The 380-nt window shown below is 72.9% G+C and carries 1 protein-coding gene; it reads left to right on the top strand.

Features of this window, described 5'->3' with window-relative positions; all coding sequences use genetic code 11:
* A partial coding sequence (locus JHD63_RS24360; RefSeq protein ID WP_233168562.1) for a hypothetical protein occupies positions 1–380 on the top strand: 380 nt, incomplete at both ends.

The raw sequence follows: 380 nt of genomic DNA on the forward strand, positions 1-380 counted from the left end.
CCCCCCCCCCCCCCCCCCCCCCCCCCCCCCCCCCCCCCCCCCCCCCCCCCCCCTTCTCCTCATACGCCCCCCCCCGAGCTCTACACTAGGTTCTCTTCGTCGGCAGCGTCAGATGTGTATAAGAGACAGGTGTTGCCGTCCTGCCGCGCCTCGCCGTTCACGCGGGTCTGCACGCGCAGCGCGCCTTCATTGGGCGGCTGCTTGACCGACACCGGGTGCGGCCAGTCGCTGCCCCAGACGCAGCGATCGGGCTGTTGCTTATACACATCTCCGAGCCCAAGAGACCGACAAGGACATATCGTGTGCGCGGTGATGCTTGAAAGGGGGGGGGGGTGGGGGGGGGGGGGGGGGGGGGGGGGGGGGGGGGGGGGGGGGGGGGG

Source organism: Xylophilus sp. ASV27 (assembly GCF_016428875.1).
Taxonomy (GTDB): domain Bacteria; phylum Pseudomonadota; class Gammaproteobacteria; order Burkholderiales; family Burkholderiaceae_C; genus Xylophilus.